This is a genomic window from Ralstonia sp. VS2407 (genome assembly GCF_052950655.1).
Map to the genome: position 1 here is coordinate 1 of NZ_JBRFVG010000148.1, position 519 is coordinate 519.

Annotated in this window: 1 protein-coding gene and 1 pseudogene; both read left to right on the top strand. The window is 70.7% G+C overall.

Annotation, left to right across the window (positions count from 1 at the left end):
* Nucleotides 1–254: pseudogene (locus ACU8YE_RS24320) on the top strand (hypothetical protein); the annotation flags it as partial.
* Nucleotides 254–519: AMP-binding protein (locus tag ACU8YE_RS24325; RefSeq protein ID WP_446929939.1), on the top strand; the 266-nt coding region annotated here is incomplete at its 3' end. The pseudogene ACU8YE_RS24320 and the gene ACU8YE_RS24325, both read left to right, overlap by 1 nt.

The window sequence follows — 519 nt, forward strand, 5'->3', positions numbered from 1 at the left end:
TGTACGATCCGGGGGTGGATCAGGGCCAGAAGGCCCGGGTCGCGCTGATGCGGGCGGTCGCCGGGGTGAGGGAGGCGGCCTGGGCGACGATGGCGGAGCCGATCCTGTCGGCCCAGACTACGCCGCTCGATGGCTGGACCTATCAGGGATATGCGCGCCAGAACCTCGACGAGGCCCGCCGCGCCTGGTCCGATCGCGGCTTCGAGGACTTGCTCAGCGCGGCGGCGCATGTTCGCGAAGGGGCGCTCTTCTGATGTGCGCCTGCGCAAGCCTCTGGGAGGCGCTGGAACATTGGGCGGCCGAGACGCCGAGCCGGACGGCGTTGCGCGTCGGCACCCGTGAGACATCCTTCGCCGATCTCGCCGCCTTGGCCCGCCAGCGCGCACGCCTGCTGTCCGCGAAGGGGGTTTCCCGCGGTGACCGGGTGGTCATCGTCGGCCACAACAGCCTCGGCTGGGTGACCGCCTACCTCGCGGTGATGCGCCTGGGCGCGATCGTGGTTCCCGCGAACAATCGCCT